30 protein-coding genes are annotated in these 26,511 nt (G+C 73.0%); 14 read left to right on the forward strand and 16 right to left on the reverse strand.

Annotated elements, in window-relative coordinates:
- Window positions 1–4: 4 nt before the first annotated feature.
- On the reverse strand, window positions 5–640 hold the full coding sequence (locus tag J3P41_RS00295; protein ID WP_210443209.1) for a hypothetical protein: 636 nt from the start codon (window positions 638–640) through the stop codon (window positions 5–7).
- 34 nt (window positions 641–674) lie between these two features.
- Window positions 675–2,117: an aminotransferase class V-fold PLP-dependent enzyme gene (locus J3P41_RS00300; protein WP_210443211.1), complete on the reverse strand. Its 1,443-nt coding sequence runs from the start codon at window positions 2,115–2,117 to the stop codon at window positions 675–677.
- Window positions 2,118–2,213: 96 nt separating this feature from the next.
- Here J3P41_RS00300 and J3P41_RS00305 point away from each other — a divergent pair, with 96 nt between their 5' ends.
- Complete coding sequence (locus tag J3P41_RS00305; RefSeq protein ID WP_210443212.1) at window positions 2,214–2,501, forward strand: YiaA/YiaB family inner membrane protein; 288 nt, start codon at window positions 2,214–2,216, stop codon at window positions 2,499–2,501.
- A gap of 59 nt (window positions 2,502–2,560) precedes the next feature.
- Here J3P41_RS00305 and J3P41_RS00310 read toward each other — a convergent pair whose 3' ends face one another.
- Both J3P41_RS00310 and J3P41_RS00315 read right to left on the reverse strand, forming a co-directional pair.
- Entirely contained in the window at window positions 2,561–3,775 is a 1,215-nt protein-coding gene (locus J3P41_RS00310) for an acyl-CoA dehydrogenase family protein (protein ID WP_210443213.1), read from the reverse strand.
- Complete coding sequence (locus J3P41_RS00315) at window positions 3,775–5,136, reverse strand: acyl-CoA dehydrogenase family protein (RefSeq protein ID WP_210443214.1); 1,362 nt, start codon at window positions 5,134–5,136, stop codon at window positions 3,775–3,777. The genes J3P41_RS00310 and J3P41_RS00315 overlap by 1 nt, the downstream gene beginning before the upstream one ends.
- 109 nt (window positions 5,137–5,245) lie before the next feature.
- Between J3P41_RS00315 and def the strand changes: the two genes are divergently transcribed.
- Together def and J3P41_RS00325 are read left to right on the forward strand one after the other, a co-directional pair.
- Window positions 5,246–5,839, forward strand: a complete 594-nt coding sequence (gene def / locus J3P41_RS00320; RefSeq protein ID WP_210443216.1) for a peptide deformylase — start codon at window positions 5,246–5,248, stop codon at window positions 5,837–5,839.
- 7 nt (window positions 5,840–5,846) lie between these two features.
- On the forward strand, window positions 5,847–6,638 hold the full coding sequence (locus J3P41_RS00325; RefSeq protein WP_210443218.1) for an RNA methyltransferase: 792 nt from the start codon (window positions 5,847–5,849) through the stop codon (window positions 6,636–6,638).
- A 47-nt stretch (window positions 6,639–6,685) separates the two neighbouring features.
- On the opposite strand, the gene J3P41_RS00330 is transcribed toward J3P41_RS00325, so the two are convergent.
- Together J3P41_RS00330 and cobA are read right to left on the reverse strand one after the other, a co-directional pair.
- Window positions 6,686–7,489, reverse strand: a complete 804-nt coding sequence (locus J3P41_RS00330; RefSeq protein ID WP_210443220.1) for an RNA methyltransferase — start codon at window positions 7,487–7,489, stop codon at window positions 6,686–6,688.
- Complete coding sequence (cobA, locus tag J3P41_RS00335; RefSeq protein ID WP_210443223.1) at window positions 7,482–8,699, reverse strand: uroporphyrinogen-III C-methyltransferase; 1,218 nt, start codon at window positions 8,697–8,699, stop codon at window positions 7,482–7,484. Before cobA ends, J3P41_RS00330 begins: the two co-directional genes overlap by 8 nt.
- A gap of 79 nt (window positions 8,700–8,778) precedes the next feature.
- Between cobA and J3P41_RS00340 the strand changes: the two genes are divergently transcribed.
- The 5 genes from J3P41_RS00340 to J3P41_RS00360 all read left to right on the forward strand — a co-directional run bounded on the left by J3P41_RS00340 (window position 8,779) and on the right by J3P41_RS00360 (window position 12,864).
- Entirely contained in the window at window positions 8,779–9,315 is a 537-nt protein-coding gene (locus J3P41_RS00340; RefSeq protein WP_210443225.1) for a YbhB/YbcL family Raf kinase inhibitor-like protein, read from the forward strand.
- A gap of 320 nt (window positions 9,316–9,635) precedes the next feature.
- Window positions 9,636–10,154: a CAP domain-containing protein gene (locus J3P41_RS00345; protein ID WP_210443227.1), complete on the forward strand. Its 519-nt coding sequence runs from the start codon at window positions 9,636–9,638 to the stop codon at window positions 10,152–10,154.
- 107 nt (window positions 10,155–10,261) lie between these two features.
- The gene (locus tag J3P41_RS00350) at window positions 10,262–11,059 is read left to right on the forward strand and encodes an ABC-2 family transporter protein (protein ID WP_307861760.1); all 798 of its coding nucleotides are present in this window, start codon (window positions 10,262–10,264) and stop codon (window positions 11,057–11,059) included.
- Window positions 11,052–11,864: an ABC transporter permease gene (locus tag J3P41_RS00355; protein WP_210443231.1), complete on the forward strand. Its 813-nt coding sequence runs from the start codon at window positions 11,052–11,054 to the stop codon at window positions 11,862–11,864. The genes J3P41_RS00350 and J3P41_RS00355 overlap by 8 nt, the downstream gene beginning before the upstream one ends.
- Before the next feature lie 4 nt (window positions 11,865–11,868).
- Complete coding sequence (locus J3P41_RS00360) at window positions 11,869–12,864, forward strand: ATP-binding cassette domain-containing protein (RefSeq protein WP_210443234.1); 996 nt, start codon at window positions 11,869–11,871, stop codon at window positions 12,862–12,864.
- Window positions 12,865–12,882: 18 nt separating this feature from the next.
- Here J3P41_RS00360 and J3P41_RS19085 read toward each other — a convergent pair whose 3' ends face one another.
- Window positions 12,883–14,034, reverse strand: a complete 1,152-nt coding sequence (locus J3P41_RS19085) for a PP2C family protein-serine/threonine phosphatase (protein WP_210443236.1) — start codon at window positions 14,032–14,034, stop codon at window positions 12,883–12,885.
- 104 nt (window positions 14,035–14,138) lie between these two features.
- On the opposite strand from J3P41_RS19085, the gene J3P41_RS00370 reads away from it, so the two are divergent.
- A complete protein-coding gene (locus J3P41_RS00370; protein ID WP_246861410.1) occupies window positions 14,139–15,161 on the forward strand; it encodes an alpha/beta hydrolase in 1,023 nt (340 codons plus the stop codon).
- Here J3P41_RS00370 and J3P41_RS00375 read toward each other — a convergent pair.
- From J3P41_RS00375 to J3P41_RS00390, 4 genes are all read right to left on the reverse strand, one after another.
- Window positions 15,105–15,866, reverse strand: a complete 762-nt coding sequence (locus J3P41_RS00375) for a sulfite exporter TauE/SafE family protein (protein WP_210443238.1) — start codon at window positions 15,864–15,866, stop codon at window positions 15,105–15,107. The two genes, J3P41_RS00370 and J3P41_RS00375, sit on opposite strands and share 57 nt — an antisense overlap.
- Window positions 15,863–17,050: an SPFH domain-containing protein gene (locus J3P41_RS00380; RefSeq protein WP_210443240.1), complete on the reverse strand. Its 1,188-nt coding sequence runs from the start codon at window positions 17,048–17,050 to the stop codon at window positions 15,863–15,865. Before J3P41_RS00380 ends, J3P41_RS00375 begins: the two co-directional genes overlap by 4 nt.
- A gap of 86 nt (window positions 17,051–17,136) precedes the next feature.
- Entirely contained in the window at window positions 17,137–17,598 is a 462-nt protein-coding gene (locus J3P41_RS00385) for an NfeD family protein (protein ID WP_210443243.1), read from the reverse strand.
- A gap of 17 nt (window positions 17,599–17,615) precedes the next feature.
- A complete protein-coding gene (locus J3P41_RS00390; RefSeq protein ID WP_210443245.1) occupies window positions 17,616–18,422 on the reverse strand; it encodes an ABC transporter ATP-binding protein in 807 nt (268 codons plus the stop codon).
- A gap of 79 nt (window positions 18,423–18,501) precedes the next feature.
- On the opposite strand from J3P41_RS00390, the gene J3P41_RS00395 reads away from it, so the two are divergent.
- Entirely contained in the window at window positions 18,502–19,224 is a 723-nt protein-coding gene (locus tag J3P41_RS00395; RefSeq protein ID WP_210443246.1) for a hypothetical protein, read from the forward strand.
- A 99-nt stretch (window positions 19,225–19,323) separates the two neighbouring features.
- Window positions 19,324–20,541: a phosphoserine phosphatase SerB gene (serB, locus tag J3P41_RS00400; RefSeq protein WP_210443247.1), complete on the forward strand. Its 1,218-nt coding sequence runs from the start codon at window positions 19,324–19,326 to the stop codon at window positions 20,539–20,541.
- Here serB and J3P41_RS00405 read toward each other — a convergent pair.
- The 5 genes from J3P41_RS00405 to J3P41_RS00425 all read right to left on the reverse strand — a co-directional run bounded on the left by J3P41_RS00405 (window position 20,513) and on the right by J3P41_RS00425 (window position 23,860).
- Complete coding sequence (locus J3P41_RS00405; RefSeq protein ID WP_210443248.1) at window positions 20,513–21,373, reverse strand: putative protein N(5)-glutamine methyltransferase; 861 nt, start codon at window positions 21,371–21,373, stop codon at window positions 20,513–20,515. The two genes, serB and J3P41_RS00405, sit on opposite strands and share 29 nt — an antisense overlap.
- Window positions 21,370–21,900: a histidine phosphatase family protein gene (locus J3P41_RS00410; protein WP_210443249.1), complete on the reverse strand. Its 531-nt coding sequence runs from the start codon at window positions 21,898–21,900 to the stop codon at window positions 21,370–21,372. The genes J3P41_RS00405 and J3P41_RS00410 overlap by 4 nt, the downstream gene beginning before the upstream one ends.
- 93 nt (window positions 21,901–21,993) lie before the next feature.
- The gene (fabI, locus tag J3P41_RS00415) at window positions 21,994–22,764 is read right to left on the reverse strand and encodes an enoyl-ACP reductase FabI (RefSeq protein WP_210443250.1); all 771 of its coding nucleotides are present in this window, start codon (window positions 22,762–22,764) and stop codon (window positions 21,994–21,996) included.
- 81 nt (window positions 22,765–22,845) lie between these two features.
- On the reverse strand, window positions 22,846–23,571 hold the full coding sequence (gene fabG, locus J3P41_RS00420) for a 3-oxoacyl-[acyl-carrier-protein] reductase (protein WP_210649658.1): 726 nt from the start codon (window positions 23,569–23,571) through the stop codon (window positions 22,846–22,848).
- 76 nt (window positions 23,572–23,647) lie between these two features.
- Window positions 23,648–23,860: a dodecin gene (locus tag J3P41_RS00425; RefSeq protein ID WP_210443251.1), complete on the reverse strand. Its 213-nt coding sequence runs from the start codon at window positions 23,858–23,860 to the stop codon at window positions 23,648–23,650.
- Between the two features lie 74 nt (window positions 23,861–23,934).
- Here J3P41_RS00425 and J3P41_RS00430 point away from each other — a divergent pair, with 74 nt between their 5' ends.
- The 3 genes from J3P41_RS00430 to malQ all read left to right on the forward strand — a co-directional run bounded on the left by J3P41_RS00430 (window position 23,935) and on the right by malQ (window position 26,509).
- The gene (locus J3P41_RS00430; RefSeq protein WP_210443252.1) at window positions 23,935–24,228 is read left to right on the forward strand and encodes a DUF3099 domain-containing protein; all 294 of its coding nucleotides are present in this window, start codon (window positions 23,935–23,937) and stop codon (window positions 24,226–24,228) included.
- Window positions 24,229–24,412: 184 nt separating this feature from the next.
- On the forward strand, window positions 24,413–24,634 hold the full coding sequence (locus J3P41_RS00435) for a hypothetical protein (RefSeq protein WP_210443253.1): 222 nt from the start codon (window positions 24,413–24,415) through the stop codon (window positions 24,632–24,634).
- 27 nt (window positions 24,635–24,661) lie between these two features.
- Window positions 24,662–26,509, forward strand: coding sequence for a 4-alpha-glucanotransferase (gene malQ, locus J3P41_RS00440; protein ID WP_210443254.1), 1,848 nt, complete (start codon window positions 24,662–24,664; stop codon window positions 26,507–26,509).
- Window positions 26,510–26,511: the final 2 nt, after the last annotated feature.

Here is a 26,511-nt window from a genome sequence, read left to right on the forward strand (position 1 = left end):
CAGTCTACGTGGCGCTGCCCGGCCGCTTCCCCGTCCGCTTCGCGGGACGCAGCCCCAGGTCGGCGAGCTCCAGCGCGGCGAGGCGTCGTACGACGTCGGGGTCCCGGGCGCGCCACGCGCCGGCGGGGTCGTCGCTGACCGCGGCCAGCACCCGCATCGGCTGGTGGGCGAGCGCCCGCAGCGCGAACAGGTCGAGGTCCTGCTGAGAGTCGACGAACCTCGCGCCCGCGGTCGCCTCCCGGACGAAGCGCCACCGGCGCGGCAGGTGGAGGGCCGCGACGACGAGGATCGGGATCAGCGCCACCGACAGCCCGAGCAGCAGAGCCAGCCGCTCGACGGCCTCGACGGTGTCGCGACCTGCCGCGGCCAGGCCGTCCGAGGCGTCGGCGGCCCTGTCGAAGGGCACCGCGAGCTCGTCGCCGACCAGCGGCGCGTCCCCGAGCCGGCCGCCGGCGTCACGCAGCTGCTCACCCATCGACGTGGCCGCGGACTCCGTCTGCCGACCGGGTCCCGCGAGATGCAGGGTGCCGTCGTGCACGGCGGCACCGATCCACACCCACAGGACGAGCCAGGCGACGAAGAGGAGGTCGGCGAGCACCTGCCGGGTGCGACGCGCGGGCGTGTCGGCGAAGAGCTTCATGCCCCACGGTCTCAGCCCACGCCGCTCCCCTGCCTCACCCCTGGGCGGACGCCGCCTCCTGCAGCGCGCGCCAGGTGCGGTCCACGTCCGCCTGCGTGGTGCGCCAGCTGCCGACCGCCAGCCGGATCGCCGCGCGACCGGCGACCGTGGTGTGGCTCAGGTACGCCTCGCCGGAGGCGTTGACCGCCTCCATCGCCGCCAGGGTCTGCTCGTCGCCGGCCCGCAGCCGGAACACGACCAGCGACAGCGCGGGCTCGGTGACCATCTCGAACCGGTCGTCGGCGGCCACCAGGTCGGCCACGTGCTGGGCGAGGGCGATGCCGCTGCGGACGTGGCTGCGCAGGCCGGACAGTCCGTACGTGCGCAGCACCGCCCACAGCTTCAGCGCACGGAACCGCCGGCCCAGCTGCGGGTGCCAGTCGCGGTAGTCGACGACCTCGCCCGACTCGGTGGCCGCGTTGCGCAGGTACTCCGGCAGGATCGACATCGCGCCGGTCAGGGCCGCACGGTCGCGGACCCAGAAGGTGCTGCAGTCGAAGGTCGTGAGCAGCCACTTGTGCGGGTTGGTGACGAAGGAGTCGGCGGCCTCGAGCCCGGCGAGGTGCTCACGGTGCTCGGGACAGACCGCGGCGACACCCGCCCACGCCGCGTCGACGTGAACCCACGTGCCGTGCTCGCGGACCGCCTCGGCGACCGCGCCGATGTCGTCCATCGCGCCGGTCGAGGTGCTCCCGGACGCGACGTGCACCATCACCGGTCGCAAGCCCGCTGCCACGTCCTCGCGGATCGCGGCACCCAGCGCGGCCACGTCCATGGCCTGCGTGGCGGGATCCACCGCGACGGTGCGCACGGCGTCCTCCCCCAGCCCCGCCATCATCGCGGCCTTGACCAGCGACGAGTGCGCCTCCGTGGACCCGTACACCCGCCAGCCGCCGGCGCCGACGCCGTGGCGGCGCACCTGGCCCCCGCTGGCGCGGTGCAGCGCCGCGAGCAGCGCGGTGAAGGTGGCCGTCGACGCGGTGTCCTGGACGACGCCGCCGCCGGGACCGTCGCTGCGGAAGGCGGCAGGGAGGCCGAGCGCGTCCGCGAGCCAGTCGAGCACGACCTGCTCCACCTCGGTCACGGCGGGGCTGGTCGCCCAGATCATCCCCTGCGCCCCGATGCCGCTGGAGAGCAGGTCGCCGAGGATCGCGGCGGGCGAGGAGTTGGCCGGGAAGTAGGCGAAGAACCGCGGGTGCTGCCAGTGGGTGAGCCCGGGCACGACGACGCGGTCGAGGTCGGCCAGCAGCGCGTCGAACGGCTCGCCCTCCTCCGGCGCGGCGGCCGGCAGCAGGCGGCGTACGTCGCCGGGCGCGACCTGGGCGCGCACCGGCAGGTCCTCGAGCGAGGCCCAGTAGTCGGCGATCCAGTCGATGGCGGCGTGCCCGTGGCGGCGGAACTCCTCGGGCGTCAGGTGGCCTGTCGTCTCGTCCGGCATGGCCCGAACGTACCGGTGCGGTCGGGTAGGCGTACTCAGGGGCGATCGGGTAGCGGGACAGGTCCCGCAGCGGCCGTCACGGACGACGGTTGAGCCATGACGACTCCCACTCCCACCAAGAACACCAACGCCTTCTTCCTGCAGGCCGGCATCTCGTTCGCCGTCGCGCTGCTCACCATGATCTTCGCGATCTTCTACCTGCCCGTCGACCCGTGGATCCGCGCCTTCCTCGGCCTCGGCACGATGTTCCTCACCACCTCCAGCTTCACGCTCGCCAAGTGCGTGCGCGACGCCCAGGACGACAACTACGTCGTCACCCGCCTCGACCAGGCTCGCGTCGACAAGATCCTCGCCGAGCACGACCCGTTCCGGTCCGTGTCCTGACCCTCCGGCACCGACGTCCCCGCTGCGGCGGGGACGTCGTCATGTCCGGGCGGGCCGCGTCACTTCAGCTCGGCGCTGGTGAGCCCCAGGACCCGGCGGGCCACGATCAGCTGCTGGATCTGCTGGGTGCCCTCGAAGATGTCGAGGATCTTGGAGTCGCGGGCCCACTTCTCGAGCAGCTCGGCCTCGCTGTAGCCGAGCGTGCCGCACAGCTGGACGCACGACAGCGTCACGTCGGAGCCCACCCGGCCCGCCTTCGCCTTGGCCATCGACGCCTCGAGCGAGTTGGGCCGGCGGTTGTCGGCCATCCACGCGGCCTGCATCATCAGCAGCCTGGCGCCCTCCCAGTCGGCCTCGAGCCGGAGGTACGTCGCGGCGGCGGCCGACTGCGCCTGCCCCGGCCGGTCGTAGTCGATGACGACCCCGGCCTGCTCGAGCAGGTCGCGGGTGAGGTCGAGCGAGGCGCGGGCGCAGCCGACGGCCATCGCGGCGACCAGCGGCCGGGTGTTGTCGAAGGTGGCCATCGCACCGGCGAAGCCGGAGCTGGGGTCGATCTCCGGCGAGCCGAGCAGGTCCTCGGCCGGCACCCGGCAGTCGGTGAGGGTGATCGCGGCGGTGTCGGAGGCGCGGATGCCCAGCTTGTGCTCGAGCCGCTCGACCCGGAGTCCTGGGTTGTCCTTGCGGACCAGGAAGGGCTTGATCGCCGCCCGGCCGAGCTCCCTGTCGAGCGTCGCCCACACCACGACGCTGTCGGCGCGGTCGCCGGAGGTGACGTAGATCTTCTCGCCGTTGATGACGTAGTCGTCGCCGTCGCGGACGGCGGTGGTGGTGATGTTGGCCGAGTCCGACCCGGTGCCGGGCTCGGTGATCGCCATCGCGGCCCACGTGCCGCGGTAGCGCTCGAGCTGCTCCTCGTTGGCGACCGAGGCAATCGCGGAGTTGCCCAGTCCCTGACGCGGCATCGACAGCAGCAGCGCCGTGTCGCCCCAGCACATCTCCGCGACGCTCAGCACGGACGCCAGATGGGCGCCGTTGCGCACCCGGTCCCCATCGATGGGCGCGGTGTCGCGCCGTACGCCGCCCGCGCCGGCGCCGCCGGTGGCCCCGGTCTCGGACACGCCGTCGATGAGCGCGGCGAGCATGTCGAGCTCCTTGGGGTAGGCGTGCTCGGCGCGGTCGTACGTGCGCGAGATGGGGCGCAGCATGTTCATCGCGAGCTGGTGCGCCTGGTCCACCAGGCCCGCGTGCTTCTTCGGGATCTCGAGGTTGATCATCAGACGAGGACCGCGCCTTCCATGAGACCGACGGCCCGCAGGTCGCGGTACCACCGCTCGACCGGGTGTTCCTTGACGAAGCCGTGGCCGCCGAGCAGCTGCACGCCGTCGAGGCCGATCCGCATGCCCTTGTCCGCGCACAGCTGGCGGGCCAGCGCGACCTCGCGGGCGAAGTCCTCGCCGCGGGCGGCGCGCGAGGCGGCCTTCCACGTCACGAGCCGCATCGCCTGCAGCTCGATCGCGATGTCGGCCACCATGAACGCCACCGACTGCCGATGGCTGATCGGCTCGCCGAACGCCTGCCGCTCGTTGACGTAGTCCTTGACGTGGTCCAGCACGGCTTGGCCGGTGCCGACCGCGAGCGCGCACCAGGCGAGCCGCGACAGGCGGACGCACTGGGCGTACGCCGTGCCCTCGGCGTCGCCGAGCAGCGCGTCCGGCTCGAGACGTACGCCGGTCAGGTGCAGGCGCGACAGCCCGGCGGCACGCAGACCCATCGACGGATCGCCCTCGACCTCGAGCCCGGGAGTGCCCGACTCGACGAGGAAGAGGGCGGGCGCGCCGTCGAGCCGGGCGGCCACCACGAACAGCTCCGCCTCGGCGCCGCGCACGACGGCGGACTTCACCCCGTCGAGGACGAAGCCGTCGCCGTCGCGCAACGCTGTGGTGGCGGGCTCGAACGGGTCGAAGAGCACGCTCGGCTCGGCGATGGCCAGGGCGGCGGCCGGGACGTCGCTGCCGGTGAAGGCCGGGAGGTAGGTCTGCTGCTGGGCCTCGGTGCCCCACAGGCCGATCGCGGTCGCGACGGCGCCCGGCGCCATCGCAGCGACGGCGAGGCCCATGTCGCCGTGGGCGAGCGCCTCGGCGACGAGGGTGCCGGCCATCGCCGACCGCTCCTCCATGATGCCGCCCAGCTCCTCGGGGACGCCGAGGCCGGGCAGCCCGAGCTCCTGGGCGGCGGCGAGGACCTCCTGCGGAGCGGCGCAGGCCTCGTCGGCGGCGGAGGCCGCGGGCCGCAGCACCTCGTCGGCCAGCTCGCGCACCACCTCCAGGAGCATGCGCTCGTCCTCGGTCGGGGTGAGGTCGAAGACACCGCGCGACGCGGCCCTCGCCGGGCGGGCGCCGGGTCTGCGCGCGCCGGTCCGGGCGAAGGTCCGCCCGGCCGCGGTGACCACTCGGAAGCCGTTGCGCGTGGCCGAGTAGACGGCCTGCTCGGCCTGCCGGCGCAGCCCGACGCGGTCGATCAGGTCACTCTGGGCGACCCGGCTGACGGCCGCGACGGCGAGGCCGATCGCGTCGCGGGTCTCGCGGGTGGACAACCCGTGACGACCGCCCGGCCGAAGGCTGCTGAGGAAGGACATGCCCTGAATGTAACTTCGAGTTACACCGCTTGGCCAGCGCCTGGTCACGAGCTGTCGCGGGACCGACCGGACACGTGACGCGCTCGGTGTGCTGGCTAGGATCCACGGCATGCCCGACCCGCAGCCCACCCACGTGCGCGCGCCGCACGGTCCCCTGCCCGAGGGCGGCACGGTGCGTCCGATCACCCGCTGGGGGACGCCCGTCATGCACCGCCCGCAGGCGGCAGTGACGACGTACGACGACGCGCTCGCGTCCCTGGCCGCCGACATGGTGGCGACGATGTACGCCGCCGACGGCGTCGGCCTGGCCGCCTGCCAGGTGGGCGAGGACCTCGCGATGTTCGTCTTCGACTGCCCCGACGAGGAGGGCGTGCGCACCGTCGGCGTCGTGTGCAACCCGGTGCTGACGCTGCCCGAGGGCAAGGACCGCCGCCTCGACGACGACGACGAGGGCTGCCTGTCCTTCCCCGGCTCGTTCGAGTCGTGCGCCCGGCCGAGCTGGGCCCGGGTGGACGGACAGGGCCTCGACGGCGAGCCGGTGTCCTTCGAGGGCGACGGGATGCTGGCGCGCTGCCTGCAGCACGAGACCGACCACACGCTCGGCACCGTGTTCGGCGACCGGCTCTCGGCCAAGGCGCGCAAGCGGCTGGGCAAGAAGCACGACGCCGCCGCAGCCGACTACCCGCCCGGCTGGCCGGCCTGAGGCAACGATGACCGAGCTGCGGATCACCCGGGAGAACGCCCGCTTCCAGCAGTGGGAGGCGCTGCTCACCAACCGGTCCAAGCGGCACCGCAACCGCGAGTTCCTGGTGCAGGGCGTCCGCCCGATCACCCGCGTGGTCGAGGAGGGGTGGCCCGTGCGGGCGCTCCTGCGGGCGGACGGCGCCGCGTCGTCCTGGTCCGACGAGCTCTGGGCCAGCACCCGGGCCGAGCGGGTCGTGCTCTCCCCCGCGCTGCACGCCCGGCTCAGCGGCAAGGAGGGGGCCGAGCTCGTCGCGGTGGTCGAGATGCCGGAGGACGGCGTGGCCCGGCTCGGCGACTCCCGGCGCGAGCACGGACCGGTCGTGGTCTTCGACCGCCCCACCAGTCCGGGCAACATCGGCACGCTGGCACGCTCGGCCGACGCGTTCGGCGCCTCCGCCCTCGTGGTGACCGGCCACGCGGCCGACCCCTACGACCCGCAGGCGGTCCGCGCCAGCACCGGCTCGCTGTTCGCCCTGACCATCCTGCGCGTGCCCGGTCCCGGGCCCGTCGTCGAGCACGCCCACGCCCACGGCTACCGCATCGTCGGCACGGACGAGCAGGGCAGCCCGCTCGCCGAGGTCGACCTGGGCGGTCGCGTGGTGCTCGTCGTCGGCAACGAGACGGCCGGTCTTTCCTCGGGCTGGCGTGCGGCGTGCGACGACATCGTCAGCATCCCGATGGTGGGCACGGCCTCCTCGCTCAACGTGGCGGTGGCGGGCTCGATCGTGCTGCACGAGGCGCTGCGGCAGCGCGGCTGAGCGACGCGGCGCAAACCGGCACAGGTGGGACGCCGGGTGCGGCAGCCTCAGCGGCGCGCAGCCGCGTAGCAGGCGACAGCCGTAGCGGCTGCGACGTTGAGGGAGTCGATGCCGGCGCGCATCGGGATGATCGCGCGTCGCTCGGCGGTCGCCTCCCAGCGCGACGACAGGCCGTGCCCCTCCGATCCCAGCACCAACGCGAGGCGGTCGACCCCCTCGACGGCCTCCTCGATCGGCCGCGCGTCGGGGGCGAGCGTCAGCGCGACGGTCGTGAAGCCGCGCCGCGCGAGGTCGGGCAGGGCGTCGTACCAGTCCGGGAGCCGCGTCCACGGCGTGGTGAACACCGCGCCCATGCCGACCTTGATGGAGCGCCGGTACAGCGGGTCGGCGCAGCGGGGTGCGAGCACCACCGCGTCGAAGCCGAGCGCCGCACCCGAGCGGAAGATCGCACCGACGTTGGTGTGGTCGACGAGGTCCTCCAGCACGAGGACCGACCTGGCGCCGTCCAGTACCTCGTCGAGCGGCGGCAGCGGTCGCCGCCGGAGGGAGGCCAGGGCGCCGCGGTGCACGTGGAACCCGGTGACCTGCTCGATCAGCGCCTCCGGCAGGACGTAGCACGGTCCATCGCTGCGGTCGAGGACGTCGCCGAGGCCCTCGAGCCACCGCGGCGCCATCAGGAAGGAGCGCGCCTCGTAGCCGGCCTCGACCGCACGTCGCACCACCTTCCCCCCCTCGGCGAGGAAGAGCCCGTGCTCGGCCTCGAGGTGCTTGCGGAGCTCGACGTCGCGCAGGTCGCGGTAGTCGCCGAGCCTGGGGTCGCCGGCATCGGAGATCTCGACGAGGTCAGCCACGCCCGTAGTGTGCCGGACGGGCCACGGCCACCACGTCGCCGACGACGATGATGGCCGGCGGGACGACTCGGTGGGCGACGAGGTCGTCGGCCAGCGAGCCGAGCGTGGTGAGGACGGTGCGCTCGGTCGGCATGGTGCCGTCGACGACGACGGCGACCGGCGTGTCGGCCGAGCGGCCGCCGGCCAGCAGCGCGGCGGCGATCGACGGGGCGTTGTCGACGGCCATCAGGAGCACCAGCGTGCCGCGGAGGCGCGCGAGCGCGTCCCAGGCGACCAGGGAGTCGGGATGGCCGGGCGGCAGGTGGCCGGACACGACGGTGAACTCGTGGGCCACCCCGCGGTGGGTCACTGGGATGCCGACCCGTGCCGGGACCGCGATGGCGGAGGTCAGGCCGGGCACGACGGTGACCGGCACGTCGGCGCCGGCACAGGCCAGCAGCTCCTCAAAGCCTCGCCCGAAGACGAAGTTGTCACCCCCCTTGAAGCGCACCACCCGCTTGCCGGCACGGGCCCGGTCGACGATCACCTCGTTGATCGTGTCCTGCGAGGCCGAGCGCCCACGAGGCAGCTTCGCCACGTCGATCAGCTCGACGTGGGCCGGGAGCTCGTCGAGCAGCTCGCGTGGAGCGAGCCGGTCGGCGACCACCACGTCGGCCGAGGCGAGCGCATGGCGAGCGGCCACCGTGACCAGCTCGGGCTCACCGGGCCCGCCGCCCACGAGGACCACGCCCGGCGTGCGGTCGAGGGCGTCGGAGGCGGTGAGGTGGCCGTCGCGCAGCGCCGTGATGATGTCGTCGCGCAGGGCGGCGGACTTCTGCGGCTCGCGGTTGCCGAGCACGCCGACGCTCACGCTGCCGTGGTGCCCGACGGCCGGTGTCCAGGCGGTGCCGCCGAGCGCGTCGTCGCTGCGGACGCAGAAGGTGTGGCGGCTCTCGGCCGCCTCGGCGACCTGAGCGTTGACGTCGCCGTCGTCCGTCGCCGCGATGACGTACCACGCGCCGTCGAGGTCGGACTCGACGAAGTCGCGCTGCACCCACGTCAGCTCGCCGGCGAGACCCTCGATCGCCGGGGTCACCTCCGGACTGATGACGGTCACGTCGGCCCCGGTCGCGAGGAGTGCGGGCAGGCGCCGCTGGGCGACGTGGCCGCCGCCGACCACGACGACCTTGCGACCGGCCAGCACCAGCCCGGCCAGGTAGGGGCGGTCCACAGGGGCAGGAGTCGATCCGTTCTCACGCACGGTGCATTGTCGCTGGCCACCGGCTGGCACCGATGGCTAGGTTCGAGGGATGAGCACCTCGCGAACAGGCCTCGAGCGCCCCGTGGCGCCCAATCCGTACGACCTGCTGCCGGCGACCGCGTCGTTCACCCTCACCAGCGACGACGTCACCGACGGCGCCCCGCTCCAGGACGAGCAGGTCGCCGCTCACGGCAACACCTCGCCGCAGCTCAGCTGGTCCGGCGCCCCCGAGGGCACGCGGTCCTACGTCGTGACCTGCTTCGACCCGGACGCGCCGACCCCGAGCGGGTTCTGGCACTGGTGCCTGGTCGACCTCCCGGCCGACGTCACCTCGCTCGACGCCGGGGCGGCCTCGCGTCCACTTCCGGGCAGCGCGTTCCACGTGCGCAACGACGGGGGCGAGAAGGGCTTCATGGGGGCCGCACCGCCGCCGGGCGACCAGCCGCATCGCTACTTCTTCGTGGTGCACGCGGTGGGCGAGGACTCGCTCGGGGTGGACGAGGACGCTTCCCCGACGGTCGTGTCCTTCAACCTGGCGTTCAAGACGCTCGGCCGCGCGATCCTGCACGGCACGTACCAGCACTGAGCTCACCCAGTCACCACCCACCCCTCAGCCCACCCACCCCACGCGCCCCCTCGGAGGCCTGGCGGTCTGGCCCGCGCGGTCCAGACCACCAGGCCTCTTTTTCGCATTTCGCCCATGCGGAAACGGTCAAGCCGATTTCATCTGTACCTGAAGGTTCCGGGGCGCCGCCTAGAGAACCTTGACGAACTCTTTGGTGTGTCGACGCATACATTCGCGATAAGTCGACGCGCCGCCGCGTCGCAACGTATGGTCAAGGTGTCAAAACCCAAGATTCTCTCAAGATCCGCTCAACCTCGATCCGCGGACCTCTAGGACTGATCGTGCGCCTCCCCCGTCTCCGCCTGATGCTTGCGTCCACCGCCGTCGCCCTCGCCACCGTGTGCGGCGCACCGTCCGGGGCCTCCGCGGACACGTGGCCGGTCCCGTCTGCGGGCGACCTCTCCCGCGACGTCGACACGCTGACCGACGACGAGCTCGAGGCCGCCCTCATGGTCGGGATCAACGACGCTCGTGCCAAGCACGGCCTCCGCGCGATCCGCGTCTTCGACGCGTGCACCGACCGGCTGGCCGAGGCCTGGGGCGAACGGATCGCCCGCACCGGCCGCTTCGTGCACCGCGACCAGGGCGAGGTCATCCGCAAGTGCGACAACGCCTGGGCCGGCGAGACCCTCGTGCGCGGCACGGGCCTGACCCCCGACGTCATGGTGCGGCTGTGGCTCGACTCCCCCAGCCACCGCGACATCCTGCTCAGCCCCCGCGCTCGGCGCGCCGGCGTGGCGATCACCCAGGACGCGCAGGGCCGCACGATCGGCGTCGTGAACCTGGTGCGCCAGGGCTGAGCCGCGGCCGCGCCCCGTGCGCCGAGCCGCTTCGATGTGAGACGATCCCCAGCCCCCTCGTGGGTGGGCCGGGGATCGTCTCACGTGCGGGAAGGGGGGTGGGTGGGGTGCTGCACGTCGCCGTGGCGAGCAGGGCCTTCCGTCGGTACTCGACCTACCGGGCCGCCACCGTGGCCGGCATCTTCACCAACTCGGTCTTCGGCGTCATCTACTCCTACGCCTACCTCGCGCTCTGGCGGGCCAACCCGAGCGCGGGCGGCTACGACTCGCAGGACGCCGTGACGTACGTCTGGCTGGGCCAGGCCCTCCTGATGACGATCGCCCTCTGGGGCGGCGGCGCGACCGACGACCTCGCCGAGCGGATCCGCACCGGGGACGTCGCCATCGACCTCTACCGTCCGGTCGGGCTGGTCGGCTGGTACCTCGCCAGCGACCTCGGCCGCGCGGCGTACCACCTGCTGACCCGTGGCCTCGCGCCCACGCTCATCGGGCTCATCGCCTTCCGCATCGCCCTTCCGTCGTCGCCCGTGACGGCCCTCGCGTTCGGCGTCTCCGTGGTGCTCGCCGTCGTCGTGAGCTTCGCGATCCGATTCCTCGTCGCCAGCACGGCCTTCTGGCTGCTCGACCAGTCGGGGGTGAAGGTGATGAGCGGTGCGTTCGCGATCTTCTTCAGCGGGATGATGCTGCCGCTGGTGCTGTTCCCCGGGTGGCTCGGCACCCTGGCGCTGGGGCTTCCGTGGGCGTCGTACGTCCAGGTGCCGGCGGACATCTGGCTCGGCCGGCACAGCGGCGCCGACCTCGCCTCCGCGCTCGCGTTCCAGGTCCTCTGGGCCGTCGTGCTCCTGGCCGCCTGTCACGGCGTGCTGCGCCTGGCCACACGCAAGGTGGTGGTCCAAGGTGGCTGAGGCAGGATCGGTGCGGCACCTGCGGACCTACGTCCAGATCGCCTGGCTGTGGATCCGCGCCGCGTGGCAGTACCCGGCGTCGTTCGTCCTGCTCGCCGTCGGCAACGGGCTGGTGACCGGCCTGGACTTCGTCGGTCTCTGGATCATGTTCGCCCACCTGCGCGACCTGGCGGGCTTCGCGCTGCACGAGGTGGCACTGCTCTACGGGAGTGCGTCGCTCGCGCTGGCGCTCGCCGACACCGCCATCAGCAGCGTGGAGCGCATCGGCACCTACATCCGCACCGGGCGCCTGGACCAGATGATGACCAAGCCGGTGCCGCTGCTCGTGCAGGTCTGTGCCGACCAGTTCAGCCTGCGTCGCCTCGGCCGGCTCACCCAGGCCGGCGTCGTGCTCGCCTGGGCGGGCACGTACGTCGAGTGGACCCCGTTGCGGGCGCTGGTCGCGGTGTCGATGATCGCCAGCGGGACCCTGGTGTTCTTCGGGCTGTTCGTCGGCTTCTCGTGCGTCCAGTTCTGGACCACGGACGCGACCGAGTTCGCCAACGCCTTCACCTACGGCGGCGCCACCGTCACGCAGTACCCGCTGAGCATCTTCCCCCGCGAGGTGCTCGTCGGGCTCACCTTCGTGGTGCCCGTCGCGTTCGTCAACTGGTACCCCTGTCTCTACCTGCTCGGGCGCACGGACCCGTTCGGGACGCCCGACGCGTTCCGGTTCGCCTCGCCCCTCGCCGCGCTCGTGACCGTGGGCGCGGCCCTGCTCGTGTGGCGCACCGGCGTGCGCCACTACACCTCGACCGGGAGCTGACACCGTGACACCGACCGCCCAGGGACCGGCCCCGCACGGGCCGGCTGCGCTGATCGAGGTGGTGGACCTCGAGCGCACCTTCGACGTGCGGCGTCGGGTCGAGGGCCGGCGGCGTCGCGTCCGCGAGTCCGTCGTGGCCGTCCGCGACCTGTCCTTCGAGGTGGCGGCCGGCGAGATGGTCGGCTACATCGGTCCCAACGGGGCCGGGAAGTCCACGACCATCAAGATGCTGACCGGGATCCTGGTGCCCACCGGCGGGCACGTGCGCGTCGGCGGCCTGGACCCCAGCAGGGACCGGGTCGAGCTCGCGCGGCGCATCGGCGTCGTCTTCGGGCAGCGGTCCACGCTGTGGTGGGACCTGCCGCTGCGCGACTCCTTCGACCTGCTCCAGAAGATGTACCGCATCCCGCCGCAGCGCTACCGGGCGAACCTCGACCGCTTCGTCGAGCTGCTCGACCTCGGCGACCGCCTCGACACGCCCGTGCGCCAGCTCAGCCTGGGCCAGCGGATGCGGGGCGACATCGCCGCCGCGCTGCTGCACGACCCTGAGGTGCTCTACCTCGACGAGCCCACCATCGGTCTGGACGTGGTCAGCAAGAGCCGGCTGCGCGAGTTCCTGCGGGCGCTCAACGGCGAGCGCGGCACCACCTTGCTGCTCACCACCCACGACCTGCAGGACATCGAGGCGCTGTGCGACCGGGTGATCGTGATCGACCGCGGCACGGCCGTCTACGACGGCTCGCTGGGAGGACTGCACGCCCGCGGCGGGTCCACCCGCACGCTCGTGGTGGACCTGGTCGACGAGGCGGCGCCGATCGACGTGCCGGGCGCGACCGTCCGCAGGATCGAGGGGCCGCGACAGTGGCTGTCGTTCCCCAGCGACGCCAGCGCTGCGCCGATCGTCGCGGCGGTGGCGTCGGCGTACGACGTCGCAGACCTGTCCATCCAGGAGCCTGCCATCGAGGACGTCATCCGGGACCTCTACTCCCGGGGCGCCTGAGCGGCGGGGCGCGGGCGGTCAGCCGCCGAGCCGGCCCAGCCGCTCGGCGTCGCGCTCGGGCGTCGTCAGCGCCTGACGCTCCAGTAGCAGCAGCGCACGGTCGTCGTCGCCGCGCGGCACCTGCTTGAGCACGCGCCTGGCCATGCCGGTGAACCCCCGCGCGTCGACCGCCTGCAGCGCGACCCCGCGCAGCCAGTCGATCCCGTCGTCGAGGTCGCGGTCGGTGGTCTCGATGACCCCGTCGGTGTAGAACATCAGCGCCTCGCCGGGGCGCAACCGCCCCTTGCTCGGCGTGAACTCTGCGTCGTCGATCACACCCAGCGCCATGCCGCGGGCGTTGTCGACGTTCCACCCCCGCTGACCGAGGTGCCAGTGCAGCGCGGGCGGATGCCCGGCGCTGGTGATGGTGTAGTCGCCGGTGACGAGGTCGACCTTGATGTGGACCGCGGTCGCCAGCGACTCGTCTGACTCCTGCCGCAGGAGGAAGTGGTTGGCCGCCGCCATCAGCTCGGCCGGCGGCAGCGCGCCGATGAGGCCGCCCAGGGCACCGGCGAACTGCAGCGCCTGCGGCCCGACGGAGGTCCCCTTGCCGCACACGTCGACCAGCGCCATCTCCAGCCAGCGACCCTCCCGCAGGTCGGCGACCAGGAAGTCGCCGGCATAGCTGGGACCGTTGGCGGTGATGGTCGCCGACTCGGTGCGCCAGCCGCTGGGCAGCTGCGGCACGACGCCTTGTCGCTGCAGCCGGTCGCGCAGCTGGGTCAGCACGGCCTCGCTGAGCGCCATCGGCAGTCCGGATCGCTGCCGACTGGCCTGGTAGATCGCCAGCAGGGCCGCGAGCCCGAAGATCACCAGGGCGCTGTAGCGGTTCGCGCCGGCGAAGTCGGCGTCGAGGGAGGTCCACACCGCGACGGCGCACAACACCACCGCGAGCACCAGCAGCGGTACGAACCGCAGCAGCATGAGCCCCAGCATGAGGAAGAGGAACCAGAGCGCCACCGGCAGCACGGCGCCCGCCAGGGCACCGAGGGCGACCGAGACGGCGACCAGCGACAGCAGCACCGTCAGCAGGAAGGCCTGGCTGCCGCGCGATCCGGTTCGCCAGCCGTCCACACGTTGCTGGACGTACGCCGACAACCCTCGCAGCACCGTCCCCAACGCGTTCGACACTGCGAAAGCGTAGGTCTCCGGGCGTGGCCGCCGAGGCCTAATGGGAATTCTGTTACTCGTGGTGTTCGCGCGGCCCCGCACGCGTCGCTGGATAGGGTCGCGCCATGTCCTCCGTCCCGCTGCAGGCCGACATCCTCGGGCCTGACTACCGCGTGGAGACGTTCTCGCTCCCTCCGGACGACGAGGGGGCGGTGGTCGCGACGCTGGTCAGCCTCGAGCCGGACCGGCCTCGCGGTCGCGCGGTCCTGCACGTCCACGGATTCGCCGACTACTTCTTCCACACCGAGTACGCCCGGTGGTGGGCCGACCGCGGCTACACGTTCTACGCCCTCGACCTGCGCAAGTACGGCCGCTCCCTGCGCGACCACCAGACGCCGAACTACGTGGCCGACCTGCGCGAGTACTTCGCCGAGATCGATCTGGCCTGGTGGCGCATCACCGAGCGCGACGGCCACCGGCAGGTCATCGCGTCGGGCCACTCCACCGGTGGGCTCACCGTGCCGCTGTGGGCGCACGAGCGCCGACCCGCCGAGCTGGTCGCGCTGGTCCTCAACTCGCCGTGGTTCGACATGCAGGGCGCGGCGTGGCTGCGGAGCCCGGCCACCCGGGTCGCGCTCGAGCGCCTCGGCACCCGGCGACCGCTGCAGGCGATCCCGCGCAAGATCAGCGGCGTCTACGGCCGCTCGCTGCACCGCGAGCACGACGGCGAGTGGGACTACGACCTGCGCTGGAAGCCCCTCGAGTCGCGACCGGTGTACGTCGGCTGGCTGCGAGCGGTGCGGCGCGGCCACGCTCAGCTGCACGCCGGCCTCGACCTGGCATGCCCCACGCTCGTGCTGTCCTCGGCGCGCTCGCACTTCGGCGAGCAGACCACCGAGACGGCCGCGACCAACGACATCGTCCTCGACGTCGAGCAGATCCGGCGCTGGGCCTCCTCGGTGGGCCGGCACGTCACCTCGGTCGCCGTGGAGGGAGCGATGCACGACGTCGTGCTGTCGCGACCCGCCGCCCGGGCGCGCGCCTACGCCGTGCTGGATCGCTGGCTCACCGCCTGGGTCGAGCCGACCGGCTCAGACGAGCAGCACGACCAGCGCGGTGATCCCGACGAGGGCGATCACGGCGCGTAGCAGGGCGGGCGGGAGACGCCGCCCGACGCCGGCGCCGATCTGGCCCCCCACCACCGAGCCGAGCGCGATGAGGCCGGCGACCACCCAGTCGATGTCAGCGACCGCGATGAAGACGAGGGCGGCGACGGCGTTGACGAGCAGGGCGAGGACGTTCTTCGTCGCCGTGTGCCGCTGCATCGAGTCGGCCACGCCGATCCCGAGGACCGCCATCAGCAGCACCCCCTGGGCGGCGCCGAAGTAGCCGCCGTACACGCCGGTGACCGCCACCGCGGGCCACACCCACCAGACCCCGTGGTCGGGGATGCCGCCGCGCGACTCGGCCCGGGCGGCGACGGCGCGCTGGACCCGCGGTCCGACGACCACCAGCACGACACCGAGCGCGATCAGCACCGGCACGATCGCGTCGAAGGCCGAGGACGGCAGCCAGAGCAGGAGGAGGGCGCCGACGATCCCGCCGAGCAGCGAGGCCGAGCCCAGCCGTAGGACGCGGGCGCGCTGGCCGGCCAGCTCGCGCCGGTAGCCGAAGACGCCGGACATGCTGCCGGGGACCAGACCCACCGTGTTGCTCACGTTGGCGGTGACCGGTGGCACGCCGAACGCCAGCAGGGTCGGGAACGTGATCAACGTTCCCGACCCCACCACCGTGTTGATGGTGCCGGCCGCCACTCCTGCGAGGGCGACCAGCACCGCTTCGATCGGACTCACGAGCCGGCAGGTGCCTCCGGCGTCGACGGGTCGCCAGTGCCGGCCGCGCCGCTGGAGCCGGCAGTGCCGGCCGAGGCGCCCACGTCGGTCGCCGTGGCCGCCGGGTCGACCGAGCGGGCCGTCCTGCCCGGGTTGGCCGCGCTCTCCGCCGCGGCGATCGCCTGCTGCACGGCCTCGCTGGTGGCCTGCGCCTCCGGGTCGTCCGAGCCACGCGGCATCTGCGGCTCGGTGGGCCCCATGTCCACGCGCTTGCGGGGCGTGGCGTCGCGCGGAATGCCGGCCACCTCGTGGATGGAGGAGCCGAGGCCCTCGAGGGCCTTGGTGATCTCCGAGGGGATCACCCAGACCTTGTTGGCGTCGCCCTCGGCGATCTTGGGCATCATCTGGAGGTACTGGTAGGCCAGCAGCGACTGGTCGGGCTGACCGTCGTGGATGGCCTGGAAGACCGTCTGGATGGCCTGGCCCTCACCCTGGGCCCGCAGGATCGCGGCCTCGCGCTCGGCTTGGGCACGCAGGATCTGCGACTCGCGGTCACCCTCGGCGTTGAGGATCTGCGACTGCTTGTTGCCCTCGGCGGTGAGGATCGCCGACTGCCGCTGGCCCTCGGCGCTGAGGATGAGGGCGCGCTTGTCGCGGTCGGCGCGCATCTGCTTCTCCATCGCGTCCTTGATGGACGGCGGCGGGTCGATCCCCTTGATCTCCACCCGGTTGACGCGGATGCCCCACTTGCCGGTGGCCTCGTCGAGCACCCCGCGCAGACCGTTGTTGATCTCCTCGCGGGAGGTCAGCGTCTGCTCCAGGTCCATGCCGCCGACGATGTTGCGCAGCGTGGTCATCGTGAGCTGCTCGACGGCCTGGATGTAATTCGCGATCTCGTACGTCGCGGCGACCGGGTCGGTGACCTGGAAGTAGATGACGGTGTCGATCGACACCACCAGGTTGTCCTCGGTGATCACCGGCTGGGGCGGAAAGCTCACGACCTGCTCGCGCAGGTCGATGAGGTAGCGCACCTTGTCGATGAACGGCACGACGATGTTGAGTCCCGCGGGCAGCGTCTGCTTGTACTTGCCGAAGCGCTCGACGACCGCGGCGCGTGCCTGGGGCACGATCCGGACCGTCTTGGCGAGCATCACGACGACGAACAGGACGACGAGCAGGAACAGGACCAGCAATGCGGTCGGCATACGGTCTCCCCCGATCTTGTGTGTGGCTGTGGAAGTGGCTCAGATGGCTCGCGCGTGCGAGCCGGACGGTCGGCGGCGCGGCGCGCTCAGGCCTCGAGGGTGCCGACCGGGTGGACGTAGGCCGTGGCGCCCTTGATCTGCAGGATCTCGACCGTCTCGCCGGGCGCGATCCGCACGTGCTCGTCGTAGGGCAGGGCCGACCAGACCTCGCCGCCTGCCTTGATCCTCCCGGGTGCCAGCCCGGTGATCTCCTCGGTCACCAGCGCGCGGGTGCCGACGAGCTTGCCGTGACCGAGCGCGAGATCCGGTCCGCTGTGCAGGCGCTTGACGAAGGCGGGACGGACGAAGGCCAGCATCGCCACCGACGTGGCGAGCGCGGCGAGCACCTGGACGAAGATCGGCAGGCCGAGCAGCGCCGTGACCATGCCGATGACCGCACCGGCGGCCAGCATCGCGAGGATCAGGTCCAGGCTGAACATCTCCGCCACGCCGAGCACGATCGACAGCGCCAGCCAGGTCTCCCAGAGGTGGTCGCGGATCCAGTCCATGGGCCGACCCTATCGAGTCAGTGCCCGAGCACTGGCCGGGCGGGACGGCGGCGCGCGGCGAACCGGTCGTCGGCCCGGCTCAGCAGCAGGGGCATGCCGAAGGTCTCCGACAGGGTCTGCTCGGTCACGACGTCCTCCACCGGCCCGGCGTCGACCACCCGGCCCTCGCGCAGCAGGAGAGCGTGGGTGAAGCCGGGCGGGATCTCCTCGACGTGGTGCGACACCAAGACGGTGGCCGGCGAGTCGGGGTCGAGGGCGAGCTCGGACAGGGTCGCGACGAGATCCTCCCGCCCGCCGAGGTCGAGCCCGGCGGCGGGCTCGTCGAGGAGCAGCAGCTCGGGGTCGGTCATCAGCGCCCGGGCGATCTGCACCCGCTTGCGCTCGCCCTCGCTCAGCGTGCCGAAGGTGCGGTCGGCCAGGTGGGCGGCCCCGACCTCGGCCAGCAGGGCCGCGGCGCGGTCGTGGTCGAGGTCGGCGTACTCCTCGCGCCAGCGACCCAGGACCCCGTAGGACGCCGAGACCACGACGTCCCTGACGTGCTCGGTGCGGGGGATGCGGTCGGCGAGGGCAGCGCTGGTGAGCCCGATGCGCGGGCGGAGGTCGAAGACGTCGGTGGTGCCCAGCACCTCTCCCAGGATCCCCGCGACGCCGGACGTGGGATGCAGCTGGGCTGCGGCGACCTGGAGCAGCGTCGTCTTGCCGGCGCCGTTGGGACCGAGGACGACCCAGCGCTCGTCCTCCTCGACGAGCCAGCTGACGTCGTCGAGCAGCAGGGAGCGACCACGGCGGACCGTGACCCCTGCGAGCTCCAGAACGGCGGCCATGCGGCTCACCCTATCCAGCGGCGCTGACGTACGCGGTCCCGGCTCGACCCTCCGCCGGGCGCGGGTAGCCTCGCCATCGATGTCCTCCTCCACTCCCGGCGCCGGGCTCGCGCTGCCGCACGCAGCGACCCTGGCGTGGTGGCTCACCGCGTGGCTGCGCGGCCACGAGCAGACCGACCACGTGCTGGACGCTCTCGCCGCCGACACGCACCTCCTCGCCGGCGGCTCGGCGTTGGACCTGCTCGCGCGATCGCGGGCCACCGGCGCGTCGTACGCCGGACTGGCTCTGCCGGTCGAGGGCGACCCGCTGGGGCTCGGCGGTCCGAGCGAGTTCAACGCCGCCGCCCTCGACGCCGGCCAAGCGGTGGTGGTGGGCGACCTCGGGCTGGTGCCCGAGGAGGCGGGCGAGACGGTGCAGTGGCGGGTCCTGGCGGCGTCGCGACGCCAGCTGCCCGACGTGGGCGAGGCGGACCGGGGGCTGCGCGAGGCGCTGCTGCACGCGGCCGGCGACCTCGCCGACCTCGACGTCGCCCGCTGGCGTCCCGAGGTCGCCGACGCCCTGATGGACCTGCACCACCGCCCGCACCTGGACGCACCGCTGGGCACCCCGGCGCGGTGCGTCGACCTGGCCTCGCGCGGGCTGCAGGCGTGGGCGATCGTCGACCTGGCGCTCGCCGACGACGGCGGTGCGCTGTCGTCGTACGAGGCGGAGCGCCGCCGCGGCCTGCTGCAGCCGCTCGGGCGGGCCGCCCGCCGGGCGGTGGTCGCTGCGTGCTCGCCCGAGGTGTGGCCCGAGCGGTGAGCCGGAACGCTGGGAGGGCGCTGGGAGCGGCACCGACAGCGCCCGGTCCGCGGACCGAGCGACCGCGACCGCCGCACCGGGACTAGCCTTCGTCCCACCATGGAAGACGAGCCGAAGACGCTCCTGGTCACCCTCACGGGCAAGGACCGGCCGGGCGTCACCTCCGCGATGTTCGACGTGCTCGCCGCGGCCGGTGTCGAGGTCCTCGACATCGAGCAGATCGTGCTCCGTCGGCGCCTCCTGCTCGGCATCCTGGTCACGGCTCCCCGCGACTGGAAGCGGCTGCGCGACACCATCGAGCACACCGCGGCCGGGCTCGACATGACGGTGGAGGTCCAGCGGGGTGCCGGCGACAACCGGGCACCGCGCGGGGCGCGGTCCCACATCACCCTCATCGGCAGTCCCCTGAAGGCGTCGGCCGTTGCCGCGGTGGCCGGCCGCATCGCCGACTGCGGCGCCAACATCGACCGGATCGAGCGGATGGCGCGCTACCCGGTGACGGCGATCGAGCTGCACGTCTCGGGTGCGCCGGCAGAGACCCTCCGGCCGCTGCTGGCCGCCGAGGCGGCCCGGATCGGCATCGACCTCGCCGTCCAGCGCGAGTCGCTGCACCGGCGCGGCGTGCGCCTGATCGTGATGGACGTCGACTCCACGCTGATCCAGGGCGAGGTCATCGAGATGATCGCCGCCCACGCGGGCCAGGAGGCCGAGGTCGCCCGGGTGACCGAGGCTGCGATGCGCGGCGAGCTGGACTTCGAGGAGTCGTTGCGCGAGCGCGTGGCCCTGCTGGAGGGCGTGCCGGCGAGCGCCCTCGACGAGGTCTACGACTCCATCGTCCTGGCGCCGGGCGCGCGCACCATGGTGCGGACGCTGCGACGGCTGGGCTACCGCTTCGCGATCGTCTCCGGCGGCTTCACGCAGGTCACCGACCGTCTCGCCGCCGACCTCGGCATCCACTTCGCGCGCGCCAACGAGCTCGAGATCGTCGACGGGCGGCTCACCGGCCGCATCGTGGGCGAGGTGGTCGACCGGGCCGGCAAGGCGGCGGCGCTGCGCGAGTTCGCGGCCGAGGTCGGATTGCCGCTCGACGCGGTGATCGCGATCGGCGACGGCGCCAACGACCTCGACATGCTCAACGCCGCGGGCCTCGGCATCGCCTACAACGCCAAGCCGATGGTGCGCGACGCCGCCCACACCTCCGTCAACGTGCCCTACCTCGACACCGTGCTCTACCTGCTCGGCATCTCGCGCGAGGAGATCGAGGACGCCGACGCCGAGGCCGGGATCGTCACCCCGGCTCCCCCGGTCCGCGACTGACCACGTCGGCGGCGCGCACCCCCACGGCGACGCAGCCGCCGATCTCGGGCTCCGTCACCACGTGGGTCTCGAGCCCGGCGGCGCTCATGGCATCGGTGGTGAGCTCGGCCTGCGCGGGGCTCGTCTCGACGAGGAGCGATCCGCCGGGCGCCAGCCATGCGGTCGCGCCGGCGGCGAGGCGCCGGTGGAGGTCGACGCCGTCCGGGCCCCCGTCGAGCGCGGCCGGCGGCTCGTGCTCGCGCGCCTCGGGCGGCATCACCGCGATCCGATCGGACGGCACGTAGGGCGCGTTGGCCGCGAGCACGCCGATCCTGCCCCGCAGGTCGCGCGGCAGCGCCGCGAAGAGGTCACCGCGATGGAGCGTGGCGTGCGGCGCGTTGCGCCTCGCGCACTCGAGCGCCGCAGAGCTGACGTCTGCTGCGTGCACCTCGACCCCGCGGTGGTCGGGTCCGCCGAGGACGCCCGCGACCGGCGCGACGCCGCAGCACATCTCCACCACGACGACCGGTGCCCCAGCACCGGGTCGGCTGCGTGCCGCGACGTGCGCGAGCGTCGTACGGGCGAGCAGCTCGGTGCGTCGCCGAGGGACGAACACGCCCGGCACGACCGCCAGCCGGCGCCCGAGGAACGCCGCCCACCCGAGCACGAGCTCCAGCGGCTCGCCCGCGACGCGCCGCGCGACCAGCTCCTCCAGCTCGGTGCCGGACGCCGCGGCCTCGCGCAGCAGCGCTGCCTCGTCCTCCGCCCACACGCATCCCGCCGCGCGCAGCCGGGCGACGACGTCCGGAGTGGCCGGGGTCCCCGGAATCGACGGGGGCTGCGGTCCGGTCATGCCTCCCCGACGTGGAACGCCAGGAGCCGGCCCGTCCCCGGCTCCAGCTCGCTCCACGGGACGGCGACGGCGAACACCGCGACAGCGGCCGTCGCGAAGCCGCGGGTCAGCATCGCGGTGGTCGCCTCCGTGTCCCCCTCACCGTCGTCGACCAGCTCGGCGACGGAGGCCACGGTCGGGTTGTGCCCCACGACGACCAGGCACCCGACCGCGGGGTCGGTCTCGCGGATCAGGTCGAACGCCGAGTCGTCCCCGGCGGCGTAGAGGGCGGCCGAGTAGTCGACCGGGCACTCCCAGCCGGCGCCCGTCGCGAGCTGCTCCCAGGTCTGCACGGCGCGCAGCGCGTCCGAGACGAGCGCCGCATCGGGCTCGACGCCCTGCCCGCGCAGCCAGCGACCTGCCTCCTCGGCGTCGGCGCGGCCGCGAGGAGCGAGAGCGCGCTCGTGGTCGCTCGGAGCCACCGGCTCCGCCCGGGCGTGCCGCACGACCACCAGCGTTCGTGGATCGTCGCTCGATGACTGCTGCATTGCTCCACCCTTCCAGCCGCTGGCCCGCCTGTCATGCCCCGCGGGCCAGCCGTGCCAGAACGGGCAGGCGGGAGACCGCCGGTCGCCTCGCCGCTACAGGCCCATCGCGTGGAAGCCGCCGTCCACGTGGACGATCTCACCGGTGGTGGCCGGGAAGAAGTCGCTCAGCAGCGCGCACACCCCCTGCGCGGTGGGCACGTGGTCCGCCTCGTCCCATCCGAGCGGAGCGCGGTCCTTCCACGCCGACTCGAGGTCCTCGAAGCCGGGGATCGCCTTGGCCGCCAGCGTCTTGAGCGGGCCGGCCGAGACCAGGTTGCAGCGGATGCCGTCGGGGCCGAGGTCGCGGGCCAGGTAGCGCGAGGTGTTCTCCAGCGCGGCCTTCGCCACGCCCATCCAGTCGTACGCCGGCCACGCGGTGGTGGCGTCGAAGGTGAGACCGACGATCGAGCCGCCGCGCGACATCAGCGGGCGGGTGGCGACAGCGAGGGACTTCAGCGAGTAGGCGGAGACCTGCACGGCCTGGGCGACGTCGTCCCAGGGACCGTCCAGGAACTTCCCGCCGAGCAGCGTCTCGGGATTGCCGTAGGCGATGGAGTGCACGACTCCGTCGAGGCCGTCGACGTGCTCGCGCACCTGGTCGGCGAGCCCGGCGAGGTGGTCCTCGTCGGTGACGTCGAGCTCGAGGACCGGCGGCTCCTGCGGGAGCCGCTTGGCGATGCGCCGGGTGATGCCGAGTGCCCGGCCGAAGTTCGAGATCAGCACCGTCGCGCCCTGCTCCTGGGCGACCTTGGCCGTCGCGAAGCCGATCGAGCTGTCCATCGTCACGCCTGCGACGAGGATGCGCTTGCCGTCGAGGATTCCCATGTCTGTGTCCCTCCAGGGGTGGTGTTCGCGGGTGGTGCTGGTGAGTCGCGCCGGGGCTCGGGCGCCGGGGTGGAAGCGCCGTCAGTGGCCCATGCCGAGGCCACCGTCGACGGGGATCACGGCGCCGGTGACGTACGCGGCGCCGTCGGAGGCCAGCCAGGTCACGGCCGAGGCCACCTCGCTCGTCGAGGCGTAGCGCCCGAGCGGCACCTGCGCCTTGATCGCGGCCTTCTGCTCGTCGCTGAGCACGTCGGTCATGTCGGTCTCGACGAAGCCGGGCGCCACGACGTTGGTGGTGATCGAGCGGCTGCCGAGCTCACGGGCGAGCGAGCGGGCCATCCCCACCAGACCGGCCTTGGACGCGGCGTAGTTGACCTGGCCGGCCGAGCCGAGCAGCCCGACCACCGAGGAGATGAGGATGATCCGGCCGCGCCGCAGACGGAGCATGCCCTTGGCGGCTCGCTTGGTGAGCCGGAAGGTGCCGGTGAGGTTGGTGTCGATCACCGAGGCCCAGTCGTCCTCGCTCATCCGCAGCAGCAAGGTGTCCTTGGTGATGCCGGCGTTGGCGACCAGCACCTCGACGGGACCGTGCGCCTGCTCGACCTGGGCGAAGGCGGCCTCGACGGCGTCGGGGTCGGTGATGTCGCACCGCACGTCGAGCGCGCCGTCAGGTGCTCCCCCGCTGCGGGTGGTGACGGCGACCTTGTCGCCCTGCGCCAAGAACGCCTCCGCGATGGCGCGGCCGATGCCGCGGTTGCCACCGGTGACGAGCACCGATCGAGGGGCCGGGCCGGGGGTGCTGGGAATCTCGCTCACGGTCGACGACGCTAGTGCTTACCGCGGGGTACGCCGAACCGGCTCGGCCCGACGACCTCCGGACGGCTCACTCGTCCTCGAGCCGGAAGCCGACCTTCATCCCCACCTGGAAGTGCTCGACCTCGCCGTCCTTGGCGTGACCACGGATCTGGGTGACCTCGAACCAGTCGATGTGTCGCAGGGTCTGGCCGGCGCGCCGGATCCCGTTGCGGATGGCCTGGTCGACCCCGTCGGGCGAGGTCCCGACGATCTCGGTGACGCGGTACGTGCGGTCGGTCATGGGTGCCTCCTGCGGCCTGGCCGCCCGGTCGTCGCGGGCGTGGGATTGCGAGCCTAGCGACGTAGACTCGAGGCATGGCCAAGCCCGAAGCCGTACGGATCACGACGGCTCGCAGCAGCGCCGCCGACGACATGCGATCTCGCCAGCGGCGCTACGCCTGGTCGATGAGCATCCGCCTGGTCTGCTTCGTCGCCGCGGTCGCCGTCGGCCCCGGGGTCCTGCGATGGACGCTGGTCGCGGCGGCCGTCTTCCTGCCGCTCTTCGCGGTGGTGATGGCCAACGCCGGCGACCAGCGAGACGACGGATTCACGCTGCCGGCGAACCCTGGCATCCACGAACTCGCGGCTCCTGACCCGGAGGACCGCTGAAAAGATCGGCGTCACCTCGCGCGGTGATGGTTTGGATTTCATCGACCGCCGTGCCATGATCGCTGACGCCAGCGCGGCATCCCCCGTCTGTGCTGGCCACCAGGTGCCGGACAGCTTCCCCCCGTGGCTGTCCGGCACCTGCTCTTTCCCCTGACCGTCCGACCCGTCCGGAGGCGTGAGGACCGTGGGCCCCGATCGCGACACCTGCTCCGCCAAGGGCTGCCAGGCCGACGCGGCGTGGGCGCTGCAGTGGAACAACCCGAAGATCCACACTCCGGAGCGGCGCAAGACCTGGCTGGCGTGCGACGAGCACCGGGGCTCCCTGTCGGACTTCTTGGCCGCGCGCGGCTTCCTGAGGGACGTCGTTCCGCACGACCCGGCCGCCGACGTCGAGCAGGGCGGCTAGATCGGCGCGCGCGGGGAACTGGGGCGCATGGTGAACACCGACTACCGCAGCACGACCGACGCCTGGGGCATCCAGCGCGACTGGGTCGACGCCGATGACGTGCCCCAGCGGGTCTCCGAGGACACGGTCGCGCGCCTGCGCGAGGTGATCGGCGAGGCGCCCGACGACCTCGAGCGGCGCGCCCCGATCGTCTCCCGGCCCGGCCGCGACCTCGGGACCGGCCCGGTGACGGTCGTCTGCGAGGACGGCACCGAGCGCCGGATCGACGGCGTGCTGCCCGACGACATGCCGCTCGGCTACCACCGCCTGCACGACGCCGACGGCAACGACCGCCTGCTCGTGGTCTCACCCGGACGGTGCTGGCTGCCCCAGCAGCGCACGTGGGGCTGGGCCGTCCAGCTGTACGGCGCGCGGTCCGCGTCGAGCTGGGGCATCGGCGACCTGGCCGACCTGCGCACCCTGCGCGAGTGGACCGAGCGCGAGGGCGGCGGCTTCTTGCTGGTCAACCCGCTCCACGCGGTCGCGCCCACGGTCCCGCTCGAGACGAGCCCCTATCTTCCGGCCACGCGCCGCTTCCGCAACCCCGTCTACCTGCACGTCCCCGAGGTGGCGGGCTTCGCGGAGGGCGACGCCGACCCGGACGCGGTGGCGCGTGCGAACGCGTCCGGGCTCGTGGACCGGGACCCCGTCTGGGAGCTCAAGCTGGCCGCCCTCCGGCGGTCCTACGACCGCCGGTCGAGCGGCGGCGACCCCGCCTTCGAGGCGTGGCGCGCCGAGCGGGGACCGGGGCTGGAGGAGTTCGCGACGTGGTCCGCGCTGGCCGAGGAGCACGGTCCGGACTGGCACACGTGGCCGCCCGCCCTGCGCCGCCCCGATGGCGAGGACGTCGAGTCCTTCCGTCGTGATCACGCTCAGCGGGTGGGCTTCCACGCCTGGCTGCAGTGGCAGCTCGACGAGCAGCTCCGCGCGGCGACCGGCGACCTCACCGTCATCCAGGACCTTCCCATCGGGGTGTCCGGCGGCGGCGCGGACGCGTGGGCGTGGCAGGAGGGGCTGGCGCAGGGCGTCACCGTCGGCGCGCCGCCCGACGCTCTCAACACCCTCGGACAGGACTGGGGCTCGCCGCCGATGGTGCCGTGGCGCCTGCGCCTGGCCGACTACGAGCCGTTCATCCAGTCTGTGCGCAGCACCATCTCCGGCGCCGGCGGCCTGCGCATCGACCACGTGATGGGCCTGTTCCGACTGTGGTGGATCCCCGAGGGTGCCGGCGCCACCGAGGGCGCCTACGTCCGCTACCCGAGCGACGACCTGCTCGACATCGTCGCCCTCGAGTCGCACCGAGCCCAGGCCGTGGTCGTCGGCGAGGACCTCGGGACCGTCGAGCCGGGTGTCCCGGAGGCGCTCAGCAGCCGGGCGATCCTGTCCTACAAGGTGCTGTGGTTCGAGGAGGACGACCCCGCCGAGTGGCCGGTCGAGGCGCTCGCCACGGTCACCACCCACGACCTGCCCACGGTGGCCGGGCTGTGGACCGGCTCGGATGCCGCCGACCAGCTCGCCACGACCGGGATGCCGGAGGACGACGTCCGCGCCGGCCGCGACGACCTCGTGGCCAAGCTGGTCCGCTCCGGCCTGTCGCCCGACGCCACGCCCGAGGAGGCGGTGGACGCCGCGTACGCCGAGCTGTCGCGCGCGCCCTCGCTCCTGCTGTCGCTGTCGCTCGAGGACGCGGTGCTCGAGGAGCGCCGTCCCAACGTGCCGGGGACGGTCGAGCGGCACAACTGGCGGCTGCCCCTGCCGGTGCCGGTCGACGCGCTGGGCGACCTGCCGTCGGCGACCCGGCTCGTGCGGCTCGTCACCGATGCTCTGCGCGACTAGCC

Origin of the sequence: Nocardioides sp. SYSU D00065 (assembly GCF_017916425.1) — a bacterium.
Taxonomy (GTDB): Bacteria; Actinomycetota; Actinomycetes; order Propionibacteriales; family Nocardioidaceae; genus Nocardioides.

Bases quoted from the DNA above. Each gene is read 5' to 3' on its own strand.
- J3P41_RS00295 (WP_210443209.1), bottom strand. From the start codon at position 640: ATGAAGCTCTTCGCCGACACGCCCGCGCGTCGCACCCGGCAGGTGCTC.
- J3P41_RS00300 (WP_210443211.1), bottom strand. From the start codon at position 2,117: ATGCCGGACGAGACGACAGGCCACCTGACGCCCGAGGAGTTCCGCCGC.
- J3P41_RS00305 (WP_210443212.1), top strand. From the start codon at position 2,214: ATGACGACTCCCACTCCCACCAAGAACACCAACGCCTTCTTCCTGCAG.
- J3P41_RS00310 (WP_210443213.1), bottom strand. From the start codon at position 3,775: ATGATCAACCTCGAGATCCCGAAGAAGCACGCGGGCCTGGTGGACCAG.
- J3P41_RS00315 (WP_210443214.1), bottom strand. From the start codon at position 5,136: ATGTCCTTCCTCAGCAGCCTTCGGCCGGGCGGTCGTCACGGGTTGTCC.
- def (WP_210443216.1), top strand. From the start codon at position 5,246: ATGCCCGACCCGCAGCCCACCCACGTGCGCGCGCCGCACGGTCCCCTG.
- J3P41_RS00325 (WP_210443218.1), top strand. From the start codon at position 5,847: ATGACCGAGCTGCGGATCACCCGGGAGAACGCCCGCTTCCAGCAGTGG.
- J3P41_RS00340 (WP_210443225.1), top strand. From the start codon at position 8,779: ATGAGCACCTCGCGAACAGGCCTCGAGCGCCCCGTGGCGCCCAATCCG.
- J3P41_RS00370 (WP_246861410.1), top strand. From the start codon at position 14,139: ATGTCCTCCGTCCCGCTGCAGGCCGACATCCTCGGGCCTGACTACCGC.
- J3P41_RS00380 (WP_210443240.1), bottom strand. From the start codon at position 17,050: ATGCCGACCGCATTGCTGGTCCTGTTCCTGCTCGTCGTCCTGTTCGTC.
- J3P41_RS00385 (WP_210443243.1), bottom strand. From the start codon at position 17,598: ATGGACTGGATCCGCGACCACCTCTGGGAGACCTGGCTGGCGCTGTCG.
- J3P41_RS00390 (WP_210443245.1), bottom strand. From the start codon at position 18,422: ATGGCCGCCGTTCTGGAGCTCGCAGGGGTCACGGTCCGCCGTGGTCGC.
- J3P41_RS00395 (WP_210443246.1), top strand. From the start codon at position 18,502: ATGTCCTCCTCCACTCCCGGCGCCGGGCTCGCGCTGCCGCACGCAGCG.
- serB (WP_210443247.1), top strand. From the start codon at position 19,324: ATGGAAGACGAGCCGAAGACGCTCCTGGTCACCCTCACGGGCAAGGAC.
- J3P41_RS00405 (WP_210443248.1), bottom strand. From the start codon at position 21,373: ATGACCGGACCGCAGCCCCCGTCGATTCCGGGGACCCCGGCCACTCCG.
- J3P41_RS00410 (WP_210443249.1), bottom strand. From the start codon at position 21,900: ATGCAGCAGTCATCGAGCGACGATCCACGAACGCTGGTGGTCGTGCGG.
- fabI (WP_210443250.1), bottom strand. From the start codon at position 22,764: ATGGGAATCCTCGACGGCAAGCGCATCCTCGTCGCAGGCGTGACGATG.
- J3P41_RS00425 (WP_210443251.1), bottom strand. From the start codon at position 23,860: ATGACCGACCGCACGTACCGCGTCACCGAGATCGTCGGGACCTCGCCC.
- J3P41_RS00430 (WP_210443252.1), top strand. From the start codon at position 23,935: ATGGCCAAGCCCGAAGCCGTACGGATCACGACGGCTCGCAGCAGCGCC.
- malQ (WP_210443254.1), top strand. From the start codon at position 24,662: ATGGTGAACACCGACTACCGCAGCACGACCGACGCCTGGGGCATCCAG.